This window comes from Microbacterium sp. NPDC079176, from assembly GCF_040686675.1.
Taxonomy (GTDB): Bacteria; Actinomycetota; Actinomycetes; order Actinomycetales; family Microbacteriaceae; genus Microbacterium.
The window spans coordinates 396,633-411,226 of sequence record NZ_JBFBLM010000002.1 but is presented as its reverse complement, the minus strand read 5'-3'; the positions used below and the strand labels follow the sequence as shown (position 1 = coordinate 411,226).

Here is a 14,594-nt window from a genome sequence, read left to right as displayed (position 1 = left end):
GCGGCGCGCGGATCACAGCCCGGATTCCTCGGTGCGCACCAGGATGCACCCGCACTCGGGGCAGGACACCACGAGGTCGTCTGCCGCATTGCGGATGTCGTTCAGGTCGGTGCCGGGGAGCAGGATCCGACATCCCTCGCACGTTCCGCGGGTGAGCAGCGCCGCACCGGCACTGTTCGCAGCGCGACGCGTGTACTCGGCGAGGAGCGGCGCCGGAAGGGTCGCCGTGACCGCCTCACGGTCGCGAGTCAACTGCGCGATCAGATCGGTCGCAGTGGCGACGTCGGCCTTGGCCTGAGCGGTGAGCGCGGTGCCCTCCGCGGTGGTCGTCCCGAGCAGTGCCTGCTGTGCGGCGACCGCCGCGTCTGCGTCCTCCACGCGCCCCATGACGTCGAGCTCGATATCCTCGAGATCGCTCTGGCGCTTGGTGAGACTGGCGATCTCGTGCTCGAGAGCCTGCGCCTCCTTCGAGTTCGTCGCCGTGGCCAGTCGATCGGCGTCACGGGCGCGACGCTGTTCGACGAGCTTCACATCGGCTTCGAGACGCGTGAGCTCGGTGCGAACGTCATCGCGCACACCCGTCAGAGTCGTCAGCTCTCGGAGCTGCTCCTGACGGATGGCGACGAGCTCGGCGATGCGAGCGGCCTGCGGCGGCTTGGTGCGCGCGCGCTCAGCCTGCGCGATGCGCCGGTCCAGGTCGGCGACGTCGAGCAGGATGCGCTGGTGTTCTGGGCTGGCGTTCACGCTCTCAAATCTAGTCGCTGCCCAGCCCCGTCCATCACCCGACCTGACCGTCGAGGTACAGCCAACTGCGCTCCTCCCGCACGAAGCGGCTCCGTTCACGCAGCGAACCGCGCTCGGCATCCTGCCGCCAGAACGCCTCGAACTCGACCACGCCCTCTCGGTCGAAGGGTCCGCCGTCGACCCGATCGATGATCACGAGCCGCCGCCACACCACGTCGAGGTCGAGGTCGAGGTCGGTCGGACGGGTCGAGGGATGCCAGGACGCCAGGAGGTACGCGGCATCCCCGATCGCGAACGCCGTGAACCGGGAGCGCATCAGGCGTTCGGCCGTCGGCGCAGCGGCGCCGCCGAGCAGCGGGCCGCAGCATCCGCCGAAGAGATCTCCGGAGCCACAGGGACACCGCTCGGCATTATCGGGGACACCGTCATCCGACGCCATCCTCTGCACCACGCTCATCGCTCCAGCGTACGCTGGCGCCATGACGGCTCTTCCTCACTTCACGGCACACAACGGCTTCGCTCTTCCGGCTCTCGGACTCGGAACATACGCGCTCGACGGCGACGCGGGTGCGGATGCGGTCACCACGGCGATCGGGGCCGGATACCGCCTGATCGACTCGGCCTTCAACTACGAGAACGAGGGGTCAGTCGGTCGCGGCGTGCGCGCATCCGACGTGGACGCCGCAGAGCTCATCGTCACGACCAAGCTGCCCGGACGCCATCACCCGCGCGCGAAGGCGCGGACGAGCATCGAGGAGAGCCGGTCGCGGCTCGGGGTCGACGCGATCGATCTGCATCTGATCCACTGGCCGAACCCGCAGCAGGACGAGTACGTGCAGGCCTGGGAGGCGCTGGTCGACGCTCAGCGGCGCGGCGTCGTGAGGCAGATCGGCGTCTCGAACTTCCTGCCGGAGCACCTCGAGCGCATCGAGCGGGAGACCGGGGTCAGGCCCGTCGTGAACCAGATCGAGGTGCACCCGTACTTCCCGCAGACCGATCAGCTCGCCTACCACCGGGAGCACGGCATCCTCACCGAAGCATGGAGTCCTCTCGGTCGGGCGAAGCAACTCATCGAGGAGAGGGTGATCGGCGAGGTGGCTGCCGCCCATGGGATCTCCCCCGCGCAGACCGTGCTCGCCTGGCATGTGGCACGCGAGACCGTGGCGATCCCGAAGGCGTCGTCGCTCGAGCATCAGGTGTCGAACCTCGCGGCCGGAGCGATCGTGCTGTCGGATGCGGAGGTCGAGGCGATCACGGCGCTCGGACGCCCCGATGGGCGACTGTTCGACGCGGATCCCGCATCGCACGAGGAGTCCTGAGGCGTCCTGAGGCGTCTCGGTCGTAGAGCCTCGGACGACGGCGCGTCACGGCTCTCAGACGCGCTGCGTCCCGAGCACTCTGAGCAGCTCGAGCTTGCTCTCGGCGTCGCTGCCCGGCGCCGCTGTCAGGACGATGAGCGCCTGGGATTCGTCCTCGGTGAAAAGCGCCTGGCAGTCGACTTCGATCGGACCGATCTCGGGATGGATCAGGACCTTGTGGTCTTCGAAGCGCCGCCTGACCTCGTGCACCTCCCACAGCTGTGCGAACTCCGGGCTGAGCGACGCGAGCTCGCGGACGATCTCGCCGGCGCGAGACCGCTCGCCCAGGGCGCCATAGGCGGATCGGAGGGAGGCCACGAGCACACGACTGTGACGCGGATGATCCTCCTCCGGGTACCGCCGGCGCTCGTCGTCCGGGTGCGCGAACCAGCGGTAGATCCCACTGCGCTCGATCCCCTCCAGACCGCTCGCGTCGCCGAGCAGAGCGCGTGCTGCGTCATTCTGGATCAGCACCTCGTCGAGCGCGGAGACGACGAATGCGGGCGTGTCGTGAAGCCGGTCGAGCACGCGGAGCATCCCCGGATGCACGTAGTCGGTGAAGATCGTGCGGTCCGGTGCGCTGTGTCCGCAGACCCGATGCAGGTAGTCACGCTCGTCGGGGGTCAGACGCAGCGCCCGCGCGAGCGAGCCGAGGATCTGTACGCTGGGCTGCGGGCCGCGCTGCTGCTCGAGCCGCGCGTAGTAGTCGGTCGACATGGCGGCGAGCTGCGCGACCTCCTCGCGTCGAAGCCCGGGGGTGCGTCGACGCGCCCCCGCACCGAGGCCGACGTCGGACGGCTTCAGCTGCTCCCTGCGACGCACGAGGAACTCGGCCAGTGCTTCTCTGTCCACCTCTGCAGTATCTCGTGCTCTGCCTCGCGCATCCAGGGACGCCCGATCCCTGGATGCGCCATCTCTGGAGGGCCTGGGCGAGAGCACGAAGAGTGGACGTATGAACATCAGCGGAAACACCATCTTCATCCCCGGTGCCACGAGCGGTATCGGCCTCGCCCTCGCTCTGCGGCTCAGCGATCGGGGCAACACCGTGATCGTGGGCGGGCGTCGCGCCGAGCTGCTCGACGAGATCGCCGCGGCGAACCCGGGCATCCACACCGTCCGGATCGACACGACGGACGCCGACAGCATCCGGGCGGCCGCGCAGACGGTCATGGCCGCCCACCCCTCGCTCAACGTGGTCATCCCGATGGCCGGGATCATGCGGGTCGAGGACTGGACGTCGCCCGAGGGGTTCCTCGACGACGCCGAGGCCACCGTCACCACCAACCTCCTGGGTCCGATCCGGCTGATCGCGGCCTTCATCGAGCACCTGCGCACCATGCCGGACGCGACGATCATGACTGTGTCGTCCGGTCTGGCCTTCGCGCCGCTCCGCGTGACGCCCACCTACAACGCGACGAAAGCGGCCATCCACATGCTCAGCGAATCTCTGCGTCTGCAGCTCGCCGACACGAGTGTGAGCGTGCTCGAGCTCGAACCGCCCTCCGTCCGCACCTCGCTCATGCCGGGGCAGGAGACCAGCGAGTTCGCGATGCCGCTCGACGAGTTCGTCAGCGAGGTCGTCGACCTGATCGAGACCCAGCCGGATGCGACCGAGATCCAGGTCGAGAACGTGAAGTTCCTGCGCTACGGCGAAGCACGGGGAGACTATGCGCAGGTGGTCGAGACACTCAATCGGCGCGACCCGCACGGGCACTGAGCCTGCACGGCCGTCGTCGTCGCCCGATCACAGCGCGGCGTCGACGGCCTGCTGGGCTGTCGTGTGCCGAAACTCGAAGCCCGAGCCTTCGAGCGCGCCGGGTCTGACGTCCGCATCGGAGAGCAGCAGCGAATCGGCGGCCGACCGACTCAGCGCGAGCCGGAGGGCCCAGGCAGGAGCCGGGATCCAGAACGGTCGGCGCATCCTCTTCGCGAGGGCGCGACCGATGTCGTTCGCCGAGGCACGCGTCGGCCCGGTGAAGTTGACGGGCCCCTCGAGGCGCTGGTCGATCACGTGTCGGATGCCGCGCACCTCATCGTCGAGAGAGATCCATGGCCAGATCTGGGTGCCGGGCCCGATCGGACCGGCGACCCCGAAGCGAGTGAGCTGGATGAGCGGCTTCAGCACACCCTTGCGATGGATGATCGGAGCGGTGCGCAGCAGCGCGACCGTCGTCTGCTCCCCCGCGCGCAGCGCCTCCTGCTCCCATCGGACGCACAGCTGCGCCAGGAACGTGTCGCCCGCGAGCGACGCCTCGGTCAGCACCTCGCCCGGCGCCGAGCCGTAGTAGCCGACAGCGGATGCCGACACGAACGCCGGAGCATCGTCTCGCAGGGTGCGCACCGCCGTCGCGAGCGTGCGGGTGCCCGTCAGTCGGGACTCGACGAGTTCGCGGCGATACCGTCGCGTCCAAGGCAGACGCCCGACGCTCGCACCACCCAGCGCGACCACGGCGACAGCGCCCGCCAGCACATCGGGGTCGAGCTCGCGCTCCCCCGGCATCCACTGCACCTCAGACGGATCACGCGGAGGGCGACGCACGAGGGTCGTCACCTCCACACCGTCCGACCGCAGCGACGAGGCGAGCGCCGTGCCGATCAGGCCCGATGCGCCACTGATCACGATCCGCTGCGGCATGACGACTCCCTCTGTCCGTTCATCGGACTCATTGCTCTCCGCGAGTCTGTCACGTCCAGCCCCTCCTGGCGATGTCCGGAGTGCCCGGTAGGTTGCCCGACGTGACCGAACCCGTGCAGTCGTGGTGGGCGAGACGCCAGTTCTCGCGAGGACGGGAGGTGCCCTACGAGATCGGCACCTATCGTTCGCAGTGGGCCGCCTACCCCGAACTGATCCGCCAGTACCACCCCGAACTCAATCACGGCATCGCACTCTCGCAGGTGCCGTTGGCGGCCGATGTGCTGTTGTGCTGGGAATGCCGAGTGGGCCATCGTTTCGCCGCCACCCCCACTGAGCAGCGCGAACGCCCCGGGCGGGTGCGCCGCCAGTCGGCGTGGTGCCCGGAATGCTCGACGCTCGCCAGGCCCCAGCCGGTCGTGCTGGGCGAAGCCCGCGCGATACCCCGACGGCCGAAACGCCCGCTCACCCTCTGCAGCAAGACGCCCGATCTCCCCTCCGGCGAAGCCTTCTCCAGCGTCTGCGCCCCGGCACCGGCATCCGCCGCCGAGGCCAGACTCCGCGCGATGCTCGCCGCCCGCATCTCCGTCACGACCGGTGTCAACGCGGTCAAAGTCTCTCGCCCGTTCTTCCGCCATACCGAGGTGTGGCCGGACATCCTGCTGCCGGAGCTCCGTGTCGCGATCGAGTACGACACGGTCGGGCGCCACGGACTCGAGCATGTCGGCACCCGCGAGCAGACCGATCTCCGCAAGGATCGCGCCCTGCGCTCCGCCGGCTGGGAGGTGATCCGGGTTCGCACCGGACGGCTCGAACCACTGGGACCCCACGATCTGCAGATGCCTTCGGTGACCGCGCGGGGAATCGATCGCATCATCGACGAGCTTCGCGAGATCCGCGGGGCGCTGATCGTCGACGCGTTCCTGACGCCGGCCTGACGGTGCCGCCGGGAGTGGCAGGCTCGCGCTCAGCCCTCGGGGAGATCGCCCGCCTGCTTCACGACCGCATCCCACTCGGACTGTAGGAAGGTGGCCTCGCCGGCGGCGACGATCTGGGCGTTGTCGTTCGGCCCGAGCTCCGGCCGCATGGTGAGTCCGCCGACCTCGAGGCTCGGGATGCTCTGCCTGATGCACTCGACGCTGCCGCGCACCAGCAGCTCCGCCGTCTGCTCCGGTGTCGTCGCGGCGCCCATCACGGCATCGTCATGGGCGATGAGGATCACCTGCCATTCGGGCTGACGATCGTCAGGATCCAGCGTGTACTGCAGCAGCCCCTGCGGCGCGGCCTCGACCACGATGACGATCGACCCCGCGATCGGCTGCTCGCCTGCGTTCGTCCCCATAGCGGTTCCCCTGACCCGGGCGTCCCCACGCCCGCTGTCCGCTCAGGGTACTGCGAAATTATCTCGCCGAACGCCTTACGACAGTCCGATCTCAACCGATATATCAACACGGGGAGCGAAGGAGAAGGATCTTGACCAGCACCTACATCGAGACGGGCGGACACGTCCGCGTCTACGACGACGCCGTCCGCACGCATCATGAGTTCCCTCTCGGCACCTATCGGGTGCACTTCACCTCGAAAGAGGGCTTCAGCCTGATCAAGATCGACGACCTCACCGTCGGCACCGAGCGCGTCTACGGCGGCCGAGACAGGAAGGTCGACAAGATCTTCCGGTCCTACGCCCTCTCGGACCGCAGCCTGGGCGTGATGCTCTCCGGCGACAAGGGGATCGGCAAGACGCTGTTCCTTCGCATGGTCGCCGAGGAGGCCCTCGAGCAGTGCCTGCCCGTCGTGATCGTCTCAGAGGACAACGACGGCATCGTGGAGTTCCTGGACACCCTCGACGAGTGTCTGATCATCTTCGACGAGTTCGAGAAGATCTTCCCCGCTGGCCGCCGCGGGGGCGCAGAGGGAGGCAATCGACAGAACCAGTTCCTGTCCCTGTTCGACGGCCTCTCGTCCGTGAAGCGCATCTACTGCCTCACGGTGAACGACATCAGCGACGTCAGCACGTACATCGTCAATCGCCCCGGCCGGTTCCACTACCACATGCGATTCGAGTACCCCGGTCCCGACGAGGTGCGCCAGTACCTCATCGATCAGGCCCCCCACGCGGACCCGGACGAGATCGAGAACGTCGCGCTGTTCTCGCGTCGCGCTCGCCTCAATTACGACCACCTCCGCGCCATCGCCTTCGAACTCGAGCAGCCGGACGCACTGTTCGCGGACGTCGTGGAGGATCTCAACATCAAGGCGGTCGAACCGAGCACCTATCGCATCGAGGCTCGCTTCCCCGACGGCAAGGTGTGGTCGGATGAGGTCGAGATGAACCTCTTCGAGCGCGGAGACGTCGGTCGCACGTTCGAGCTGCGCCACGCGACACGGTCGATCTTCGCCTCGTTCGTGCCGAAGGATCTCATCTTCGAGCCGGACGGCGGCATCTTCGTGCCGATCCACAAGCTCGAGCTGCTCGACGATGAGGATGAAGAGCCCGAGGTCTACCCGACGACGGTCAGTCTCATCCTGGTGGGTCAGCCCAGCTACGGCTTCGGTCTCTGACGGCCCTGCGGCCGCGCGCGTGCGCGCGACGGATCAGACGCCGACCGCGTGCGACAGTATCGCGCGCGTGAACCGCTGACCGCCGGCCGCGAGGCGCTCGAAGTACGCGTCCAGCGCCGACGCGGAGGACCGCGCTGCCGGTGCTGCCTCACGCTGAGGGGTGTCGGCGTAGTGCCGATCCAGCGCATCTCGAAGCATGCGCACGGCTTCCGCACGCTGCTGCGAGACGGCGGCGTGGGAGACGCCCAGCTGCTCCGCGAGATCCTTGACCGTGCGGTCCTCGAAATAGATCGCCGTGATGATCGCCCGCTTGCGCTCCGGCAGGGCGTCGACGGCGCGCCGCAGGAACTCGTCGCGCTCGGAGGCGATGACGAGCTCCTCGGGCAGGTAGCCGGTCCACACGATCTCCGGCGCGTCCGGCGCATCGAGACTCGTCAGCAGACGCTCGGCGTCGGCGAGCCCTTCGCGCGCGACGGCGGTGTCGACGCCCATGGCTGCTGCGATCTCCGCCACAGTGGGCGTGCGACCGAGGGCGGCCGTGAGTGTCTGTCGGACCTTCGTCGTCTGCTTGGCTCGCACCCGAACATCTCGAGGCGCCCAGTCCATCGACCGCAGCTCGTCTTTCAGCGCCCAGTTGACGCGTCCTCGAGCGAACGCGCCGAAGGGCACGCCGAGGGTCGCGTCGAACTTCTCGGCTGCGCGGACCAGCGCGAACGCACCGGCAGAGGCGAGGTCGTCACGGGAGACATGCGTGAGTCGAGACGCCACATATGCCGTCGCCGCGCCGACGATGTGCAGGTGATCGACCACGAGCTGGTTGCGGGCACGCATAGGCATCGGATTCGCCTCTTTCACTGTAAGTGCAAGCCCTCCCCAGCGACTCACAGCGCGGCCTCTCCCCAGTGGCCAGAACTACATCTGACTACAGACTAGGGGTGCGACGGGCAAGAAATATCCCCGGAGGCCAAAACCTCCGGGGATTCTCGTTTACGTTCAGATAACGATGACTAATCGTTCACCTTGACGCGGCGGTTCACCTCGCGCGTCGCGGAGAACTTCAGCACGGTGTAGTCGTTGACCTCGGCGTCTCCGTCGTCCTTCGCGAACTGCACCCGGTGCCCCTTGTGCGTCTGCGGATAGAACTTGCCGAAGTTGGTGAGTGTGACCGTGTTCCCGCGGCCTACGAGGTCGAGGAGCTCGTCGATCATCGCGTTGTACGCCGTCTGTGCGGCCTGAACCGAGATGCCACCGCGTCGTGCGAATCTCTGCACGAACTCCCGCTTGCTCACCCGATTCGTCTCGAGCGTCCTTGATGTGCTCATGTCGTCTTCCGTCCCATGGAATGTCGCTCGTCACCGAGCGTCGTGCGCTGTACCCCTACCAACCGCATCCATGACGTGCCCCAGGTCCCGATCTCCTGCGACGACGCCGGGATCCCGCCAGTACCCCAGCCTGTGCTCTTAGAGGATAGATGCTCTTCCTTGGTATATGCGGTGAATCTCGGAATTCTCCCCGTGCCGGGAGTCCACCCTGTCGAAAGAGCCGTCGAACGTCACGTCCTGCTCAGGCACCCAGCAGGGCGCGGATCGGGTAGCGCTGATCCTCGAGGATCGCCTGTGCGGCACGGCCGGATCCGGTGTGGATCAGGATCGGCGCACGCAGGTTGATGTACACGCCGTCGGCCGAGGGGTTCGCCACGACGAACACCCGGATCTCCGACTCGTCGGCGGCGCCGATCTCGGACTGCACGTCTGCGGGGATGCTCGGCTCGTAGCCGTAGTCCCCGGATCGCGGGTCGAGGAGGAACAGGCGCACGTCGGCATCCGTCGCGCGCAGCGCGTGCAGGCCCTCCGCTCCGTCGATCTGCTCGAGGGTGAAAGACGTGTGCGGAGCGAGTCCGGGCATCGGCGAAGCGAACTCGACGTCGACCGTCGCCGTCGTTCGGTCAGTGGGTGCGCTCATCGCAGGAACTCCATCAGATTGGTCTGCAGCGAGCGGGCCGTCACCTGCAGGGCGGATTGGAACACGAGCTCGGCCGACTGCAGGTGCACGAGCACCTCGAGACTGTCGACGTTCTCGACCTCGGCACGGCGCGCTTCGAGGTCGATCGACGAGGAGAGATTCTGCGCCGACGCCCGCTCGATCTGCACCTGACGAGCGCCCGTGGATCCGCGAGCCGCGGTGACGTCCTTCAGCCGCGCATCGATGTCGCCGAGACGCGAGCCGACCTCGGCACCGCTGCGCAGTTCCGCCGCGATGTCGTTCAGCAGGGCGAAGGCGCTGTCGGCCCCTTCGCCGAACGCCTGAGCGCCGTCGAAGTCCACGCGCACGGTCTCGTTCTCGCTGATGCGGCGATGCACGCCGTCGCCCGCGCCGCCGTTGAAGCTGAAGGTGGTGGGATCGAACGCGGCTCCCGCATCGCTCGTTCCCGCGAAGACGCTGCGGCCGAGCACCCTCGTGTTCGCCTTGGCGAGCAGCTCTGCGCTGATCGACTCGAGCTCCTGGGCGATCGACTCGCGAGCGGTCGGGCTCAGCGCGCCCGAGTTCGCTCCCTGTGCGGTGAGATCACGCGCGCGGTTGAGCAGATCGGCGCTCGCGCCGAGAGCGGTGTCGACCGTGGTCACCCACGCCATTCCGTCGCTGAGGTTGCGGGCGAACTGAGCGACGCGCGCCTGATCACCGTGCACACCGAGCGCCGTGGCCGCGGCGGCCGGATCGTCGCTCGGCGAGCGGAAGGCGCGCTGCGACGCGGCCTGATCCTGCAGCCGTGCGCGATCCGCGAGGTTGGTCTGCAGTGTGCGCAGCGACTGCTGCGTCATGGTGCTGGTCGTGATTCGACCGATCATTTCACTCTCCCCAGAGTCAGCGGCCGACGAGGCCGGTGCGGTTGATCAACAGATCCAGTGCCTCATCGACGGCCGTCAGAACGCGAGCCGCCGCCTGGTATGCGGTCTGGTAGGTCAGGAGGTTGATCGTCTCCTCGTCGCCGTCCACCGAGGCGTTCGACTGCTGCGCGGTGACCGCCGCGACCGCGCCCATATCGGCGATGTCCGCGCGTTGCAGGTCCCCGGCGACGGCGACTGCGAAGCCGGTGACGAACGTCGACCACGTCTTGCTGGGCCCCGTCGCAGATGTCCCCAGCGCACTGATGCGGTCGGCGATGGTGGTGTCCTTCGCGCCCGCACCCGGCGCTGCCAGTGCCAGCTGATCGAGTCCCGTCGGGACGACACGGAGTCCCAGCGCCGCCGGACCCGAACCGTCGAGCGCGAAGAAGTCGCCTCCGGCCGCTCCCGACGAGGTGACGCCGGTGCGGTGCACATCGTTCACGGCGGTCGCGAGCGCGGTCGCCGTCTCGTTGTAGGCGGCCGCGACACCGGCGAGCGTCCCCCCGTCGGACGCGGGGGCCAGAGCGCTGATCGTGCCGCCGACGACGCCACCCGTGATCGGCACCGCGAGGTTCGGTCGATCCGCCCATGAGACGGTGATCCGACCTGCGTCCGCGATGTCACGCGGTCCGCTCGCGACGAGCGCTCGGCTGCTGTCGCCCGACACGAGCGCATTGCCGTCGACGCGAAGAGTCAGTGTGCCGTCCGGCTCGACGATGCCCTTCGCACCGACGGCCGACGAGAGCTGCTGGGCGAGGACGCTGCGCTGGTCCATGAGCTCGTTGGCGTTGCGCCCCGATTGCAGCGCCTCCCTGATCTGTCCGTTGAGAGTGGCCACCTGGCTCGCAGCGGCGTTGACGTCGGCGAGCTGACCGTCGACCTGACTGCGCAGGTCGTTCCACTGCCCCGCGATGGTCTGGTAGCCCTCCGCGATCTGTCCGATGAGCACGTCGGCATTCGAGAGCACGACCTGCGCCGCTGCCGGATCCGGCGTGTTGGCGAGGTCGGACCAGCCCGACCAGAACCTGTTGAGGTTCGCGGCGAGACCGTCCTTCGTGGGTTCGGCCAGCACGTCCTCTGCGCGGCTCGCTGCCGTCGCACGAGCCGACCAGAAGCCGGAGGTCGACAGCGCGTCGCGCACACGGGCATCGAGAATGTCGTCGCCGAGCCTCGCGATCCCGGTCACGCCCACTCCCCCGCCGATGGCGATGCCGGATGGCCAGAGCCCCGTCTGCCCCGGCGCCGAGAGCGAGGTCTGCTCCACCCGCTGGCGCGTGTAGCCCGGAGTCGTCTGGTTGGCGATGTTCTGACCCGTGACGGTCATCCCCGCGCGTGCGGCCGAGAGCGCGGATTCTGCGAGGCGGAGCCCTGCGAAGGAAGACATGGTTACCTCAGACCCTGGTGTCGAGAAGTCGGGCGTCCGCGCCGCGGACGACGTCGCCGTGCGTGTCGTACTCGCCGGTCGGCACCCCGAGGCCGGCGATCGTCTCCTGCGTCACCCGGATCGCCGTGCGCAGACGCTGCTCGTTGACCTTCTTCATGTCGCCGATCTCGTCGGCCAGAGTGGTCATGGCCTCGAGATGACCCGACAGGATCTCGCGCCACGCGTCGGTCGGCGCAGCCTCGATCAGATCGCGGAGCGTCGTCGCCTCGGGCACGCCCCACTCATCAGCCACCGCGATGACCAGCGTGTCGCGCGACAGTGCGACGGTCGGCATGGCCGCGAGGACCCGCTCGATCTCGTTCGCCGCATGGTGGATCCACCGGTTGCGTCCGGTCGCGAGCAGCATCTGCTGCTCGTCGAGCTTGAACAGCAGCACCTCCAGCAGATCGCGCTCTCGCATCAGTTGCATGCTCAGGTCGTGAGCGGCCACGATTCGTCACCTCGTCATGTCGCGGTTTCCATGACGGGATCGCCCGTCACATGAACGACTATCGCGACAACGCTCGACGCAGTAACTCGGAGTCCCGGAGATGACACTCCGAGCGTCCGATCATGGAGCAGGGGTGGTTCTGCCCAGGGCGCCGAGAATGAGCGATTCGGCGGAGTCGACGGAGGAGGTCTGCACGGCCTCCTGATTCGCATCGCTCACGGCGATGACGATCTCGGCGCGGTTGATGCGCTTGTCGCGAGGGGCGTCGATGCCGACACGGACACCGCTCGGCGTCACGGCGAGGATCGTGACGGTGATGTCGTCGCCGATCACGATGCTCTCGTTGGCGCGTCTCGTCAGTACCAGCATGCGTCGTCTGCCTTCCATGGCGTGAGCGCCGGTGCGCCCTCTGCTCACAAACGTATCGCACTCAACTCATAAATGAGCAGAATCGAACGCTACAACGCGCCGCTGGGAAGAGCCGACTGCGTCATGCGGACGACGCCGACCACGTCGGTCGCGAGACCGCCCGCCGCAGCCTCGTCGTAGGAGAGCACCGGAAGGCCGCTGACCTGCGATGACACCATCCGACGCACCGCCTGTCGCAGCGACGGCGCGCAGACGAGAACGGGCTCCGGACCGACCTGGTCGAGTTCGGCGACAGTGCGACGCACGTTCTCGAGCACCTGCATCGTCGCCTCCGGCGTCAGCACGATCTGCGGGTGACCGTCGACGACGCGCATGCCCTCGAGCATCTGCTGCTCGAGGATCGGCTCGAACATGACGACCCGGATGCGTCCGTCCTCGGCGAAGCGCGAGGCGATCGCCGGCCCGAGCGCCGCCCTGGCCGCGTCGATGAGACCCGCCGTCTCCGTCGACGTCTTGCCTCGGAGTGCGAGCGCCTCGTAGATGCGCGCCAGGTCGTTGATCGGCACCCGCTCGGAGAGGAGCCCCGCCAGCACGCGCTGGATCGCGGCGAGCGACAGCACGGCCGGGGTGAGCTCCTCGACCGTCGCAGGGCTGGACTGCTTCAAGTGCTCGGTCAGCTGGCGGACGTCTTCGAGGGAGAGCAGGCGGTCGGCCTGGCTCTGCACGATGTCGGAGAGGTGGGTGATGATGACGCTCGCCCGATCGATCACCGTCGCGCCGGCCATGTCGGCGGCGTGCGACATCTCGGCGGGGACCCACTTGCCCTCGAGACCGAACACCGGGTCGACCACGGCCGTGCCCGGAAGCTGCTCGAGTCCCGTGCCGATCGCGAGAACGTGGCCCCGAGGAACCGACCCGCGTCCGGCCTCGACCCCGGCGATGAGGATCGAGTACGTCTGCGCGGGCAGCTCGATGTTGTCCCGCGTGCGCACCGGCGGCATGAGGATGCCGATGTCGAGGGCGAGCTTGCGGCGGAGGGACTTCACCCGGGTGAGCAGATCTCCCGCTCCCCCTGAGGCGAGATCGACGATGTCGGGAGACAGCGAGATCTCGAGGGCGTGCACGCGCATCCGGTCCATGAGGTCCTCCGGGCCCTCGGTGCCGGCCTCGACGGCCTCCTGCTGCAGGGCATCCGCCTCACGTGCGGCATCGCGGTCCTCGTTCGCCTTCACGCGGGATGCCGCGAACAGCAGTACTGCACCGATCGCCAGGAAGATCACGAGCGGCATCCCGGGGATGAACCCCATGGCGATGGCGGCGAGTCCGGTGATCACCAGGGCGTTGCGGGACTGCATGAGCTGACGGCCGGCGGCCTGACCCATCTCGGCCTCCGCGTTCTCACGCGTGACGATCATGCCGGTCGACACCGCCATGAGCAGGGCGGGGATCTGGGTCACCAGCCCGTCGCCGATGGTGAGGATGCTGTAGGTCTCGAGCGCCTCGCCGACCTCCATCCCGTGCTGCACCATGCCGATGATGATGCCGCCGACGAAGTTGATGACCACGATCACGATGCCCGCGATCGCATCTCCCTTGACGAACTTCGACGCACCGTCCATCGCACCGTAGAAGTCGGCCTCCGCGGCGACCTCTGCGCGTCGCCTGCGCGCCTCGTCATCCGTGATCAGACCGGCGTTCAGGTCGGCGTCGATCGCCATCTGCTTGCCCGGCATCGCGTCGAGCGTGAAGCGCGCGCCCACCTCGGCGACGCGCTCGGCACCCTTGGTGACCACGACGAACTGGATGACGGTGAGGATGAGGAAGATCACGGCACCGATCACGAGTGAGCCGCTGATGGTGATCTGACCGAACGCCTGGATCACCTGACCCGCGTGGGCCTCGCTGAGCACGAGGCGGGTCGACGCGACGTTGAGGCCGAGCCGGAAGAGGGTCGCGACGAGCAGCAGACTCGGGAACACCGAGAAGTCCAAAGGCTTCTTCACGAACATCGCGGTCAGGAGGATCAGCAGCGCGAACGAGATGTTCAGGACGATGAGCACGTCGAGCAGACCGGTCGGGATGGGCACGATGAGCAGGAGGATGATCCCCACCACACCGACGGGAACAGCCCCCTTGGACAACAGCTGACCGATCATGCGTCTCGCCTTCT

At 67.8% G+C, this 14,594-nt stretch carries 17 protein-coding genes; 4 read left to right on the top strand and 13 right to left on the bottom strand.

Features of this window, described 5'->3' with window-relative positions; translation table 11 throughout:
* Positions 1-12 precede the first annotated feature (12 nt).
* Positions 13-744: a C4-type zinc ribbon domain-containing protein gene (locus AB0P11_RS06100; RefSeq protein WP_363520568.1), complete on the bottom strand. Its 732-nt coding sequence runs from the start codon at positions 742-744 to the stop codon at positions 13-15.
* Positions 745-778: 34 nt separating this feature from the next.
* Positions 779-1,201 (bottom strand): YchJ family metal-binding protein, encoded by a 423-nt coding sequence (locus AB0P11_RS06095; protein WP_053096300.1) that lies wholly within the window; start codon positions 1,199-1,201, stop codon positions 779-781.
* Positions 1,202-1,223: 22 nt separating this feature from the next.
* Here AB0P11_RS06095 and AB0P11_RS06090 point away from each other — a divergent pair, with 22 nt between their 5' ends.
* Entirely contained in the window at positions 1,224-2,063 is an 840-nt protein-coding gene (locus AB0P11_RS06090; RefSeq protein ID WP_072591328.1) for an aldo/keto reductase, read from the top strand.
* A 54-nt stretch (positions 2,064-2,117) separates the two neighbouring features.
* Here the strand turns inward: AB0P11_RS06090 and AB0P11_RS06085 are convergent, their stop codons facing one another.
* Positions 2,118-2,954, bottom strand: coding sequence for a helix-turn-helix transcriptional regulator (locus tag AB0P11_RS06085; RefSeq protein ID WP_053096305.1), 837 nt, complete (start codon positions 2,952-2,954; stop codon positions 2,118-2,120).
* A gap of 100 nt (positions 2,955-3,054) precedes the next feature.
* On the opposite strand from AB0P11_RS06085, the gene AB0P11_RS06080 reads away from it, so the two are divergent.
* A complete protein-coding gene (locus tag AB0P11_RS06080; protein ID WP_056278820.1) occupies positions 3,055-3,819 on the top strand; it encodes an SDR family oxidoreductase in 765 nt (254 codons plus the stop codon).
* A gap of 27 nt (positions 3,820-3,846) precedes the next feature.
* On the opposite strand, the gene AB0P11_RS06075 is transcribed toward AB0P11_RS06080, so the two are convergent.
* Positions 3,847-4,737, bottom strand: a complete 891-nt coding sequence (locus tag AB0P11_RS06075; protein WP_053096309.1) for a TIGR01777 family oxidoreductase — start codon at positions 4,735-4,737, stop codon at positions 3,847-3,849.
* Between the two features lie 101 nt (positions 4,738-4,838).
* Here AB0P11_RS06075 and AB0P11_RS06070 point away from each other — a divergent pair, with 101 nt between their 5' ends.
* Positions 4,839-5,672: a zinc-ribbon domain-containing protein gene (locus AB0P11_RS06070; protein WP_082586598.1), complete on the top strand. Its 834-nt coding sequence runs from the start codon at positions 4,839-4,841 to the stop codon at positions 5,670-5,672.
* A gap of 29 nt (positions 5,673-5,701) precedes the next feature.
* Here AB0P11_RS06070 and AB0P11_RS06065 read toward each other — a convergent pair whose 3' ends face one another.
* Positions 5,702-6,076, bottom strand: a complete 375-nt coding sequence (locus AB0P11_RS06065) for a hypothetical protein (protein WP_056278823.1) — start codon at positions 6,074-6,076, stop codon at positions 5,702-5,704.
* A gap of 131 nt (positions 6,077-6,207) precedes the next feature.
* On the opposite strand from AB0P11_RS06065, the gene AB0P11_RS06060 reads away from it, so the two are divergent.
* A complete protein-coding gene (locus AB0P11_RS06060; RefSeq protein ID WP_053096315.1) occupies positions 6,208-7,296 on the top strand; it encodes an AAA family ATPase in 1,089 nt (362 codons plus the stop codon).
* A gap of 33 nt (positions 7,297-7,329) precedes the next feature.
* Here the strand turns inward: AB0P11_RS06060 and AB0P11_RS06055 are convergent, their stop codons facing one another.
* The 8 genes from AB0P11_RS06055 to AB0P11_RS06020 form a co-directional block, all read right to left on the bottom strand.
* Complete coding sequence (locus AB0P11_RS06055; RefSeq protein ID WP_285365419.1) at positions 7,330-8,133, bottom strand: sigma-70 family RNA polymerase sigma factor; 804 nt, start codon at positions 8,131-8,133, stop codon at positions 7,330-7,332.
* Positions 8,134-8,303: 170 nt separating this feature from the next.
* Positions 8,304-8,618, bottom strand: coding sequence for an HU family DNA-binding protein (locus AB0P11_RS06050; RefSeq protein WP_053096320.1), 315 nt, complete (start codon positions 8,616-8,618; stop codon positions 8,304-8,306).
* Between the two features lie 241 nt (positions 8,619-8,859).
* The gene (locus AB0P11_RS06045; protein WP_056278824.1) at positions 8,860-9,258 is read right to left on the bottom strand and encodes a flagellar assembly protein FliW; all 399 of its coding nucleotides are present in this window, start codon (positions 9,256-9,258) and stop codon (positions 8,860-8,862) included.
* Entirely contained in the window at positions 9,255-10,142 is an 888-nt protein-coding gene (gene flgL, locus AB0P11_RS06040) for a flagellar hook-associated protein FlgL (protein ID WP_072591334.1), read from the bottom strand. Before flgL ends, AB0P11_RS06045 begins: the two co-directional genes overlap by 4 nt.
* Before the next feature lie 16 nt (positions 10,143-10,158).
* On the bottom strand, positions 10,159-11,565 hold the full coding sequence (gene flgK / locus AB0P11_RS06035; RefSeq protein WP_285365416.1) for a flagellar hook-associated protein FlgK: 1,407 nt from the start codon (positions 11,563-11,565) through the stop codon (positions 10,159-10,161).
* 7 nt (positions 11,566-11,572) lie between these two features.
* A complete protein-coding gene (gene flgN, locus AB0P11_RS06030; RefSeq protein WP_053096323.1) occupies positions 11,573-12,055 on the bottom strand; it encodes a flagellar export chaperone FlgN in 483 nt (160 codons plus the stop codon).
* 120 nt (positions 12,056-12,175) lie between these two features.
* Entirely contained in the window at positions 12,176-12,424 is a 249-nt protein-coding gene (gene csrA / locus AB0P11_RS06025; RefSeq protein ID WP_363520557.1) for a carbon storage regulator CsrA, read from the bottom strand.
* An 89-nt stretch (positions 12,425-12,513) separates the two neighbouring features.
* The gene (locus tag AB0P11_RS06020; RefSeq protein WP_072591335.1) at positions 12,514-14,580 is read right to left on the bottom strand and encodes a flagellar biosynthesis protein FlhA; all 2,067 of its coding nucleotides are present in this window, start codon (positions 14,578-14,580) and stop codon (positions 12,514-12,516) included.
* Between the last annotated feature and the right edge of the window lie 14 nt (positions 14,581-14,594).

What these genes read in the sequence shown, in the direction of transcription:
- AB0P11_RS06020 (WP_072591335.1), bottom strand. Translation starts at nt 14,580, where the DNA reads ATGATCGGTCAGCTGTTGTCCAAGGGGGCTGTTCCCGTCGGTGTGGTG.
- AB0P11_RS06055 (WP_285365419.1), bottom strand. Translation starts at nt 8,133, where the DNA reads ATGCCTATGCGTGCCCGCAACCAGCTCGTGGTCGATCACCTGCACATC.
- AB0P11_RS06090 (WP_072591328.1), top strand. Translation starts at nt 1,224, where the DNA reads ATGACGGCTCTTCCTCACTTCACGGCACACAACGGCTTCGCTCTTCCG.
- csrA (WP_363520557.1), bottom strand. Translation starts at nt 12,424, where the DNA reads ATGCTGGTACTGACGAGACGCGCCAACGAGAGCATCGTGATCGGCGAC.
- flgL (WP_072591334.1), bottom strand. Translation starts at nt 10,142, where the DNA reads ATGATCGGTCGAATCACGACCAGCACCATGACGCAGCAGTCGCTGCGC.
- flgK (WP_285365416.1), bottom strand. Translation starts at nt 11,565, where the DNA reads ATGTCTTCCTTCGCAGGGCTCCGCCTCGCAGAATCCGCGCTCTCGGCC.
- AB0P11_RS06075 (WP_053096309.1), bottom strand. Translation starts at nt 4,737, where the DNA reads ATGCCGCAGCGGATCGTGATCAGTGGCGCATCGGGCCTGATCGGCACG.
- AB0P11_RS06050 (WP_053096320.1), bottom strand. Translation starts at nt 8,618, where the DNA reads ATGAGCACATCAAGGACGCTCGAGACGAATCGGGTGAGCAAGCGGGAG.
- AB0P11_RS06080 (WP_056278820.1), top strand. Translation starts at nt 3,055, where the DNA reads ATGAACATCAGCGGAAACACCATCTTCATCCCCGGTGCCACGAGCGGT.
- AB0P11_RS06065 (WP_056278823.1), bottom strand. Translation starts at nt 6,076, where the DNA reads ATGGGGACGAACGCAGGCGAGCAGCCGATCGCGGGGTCGATCGTCATC.
- AB0P11_RS06045 (WP_056278824.1), bottom strand. Translation starts at nt 9,258, where the DNA reads ATGAGCGCACCCACTGACCGAACGACGGCGACGGTCGACGTCGAGTTC.
- AB0P11_RS06095 (WP_053096300.1), bottom strand. Translation starts at nt 1,201, where the DNA reads ATGAGCGTGGTGCAGAGGATGGCGTCGGATGACGGTGTCCCCGATAAT.